The organism is Desulfocicer niacini, assembly GCF_054657595.1.
Map to the genome: position 1 here is coordinate 1 of NZ_BAAHYK010000232.1, position 244 is coordinate 244.

1 pseudogene is annotated in these 244 nt (G+C 51.2%); it reads left to right on the plus strand.

The annotated features are described in order from the left end of the window. A pseudogene (locus tag ACYQ2M_RS25530) lies at positions 1-210 on the plus strand (2-oxoacid:ferredoxin oxidoreductase subunit beta); the annotation flags it as partial. Positions 211-244 lie beyond the last annotated feature (34 nt).

A 244-nucleotide genomic window follows, 5' to 3' on the forward strand; every position in this document is an offset into this window, starting at 1 on the left:
CCCACCCACTATGGGCGGAAAAACAAGGAGGGCAACGCCTCCCAGATGCTGGAATTCCAGAAAAACACCACGGCAAAGATCGGTTCCAAGGCCCTTGATGCCAATCCTTTACTCATTCCCCGGGGCATTTTTGTGGACACGGACGCACCCGAATATTGCCAGGAGTATGATAAAGTGATTGAAAGAGCCATGAAGGGGAGGAAGCAATGAAACGAAGCAGACTGATTTTTTCAGGTTCCGGGGG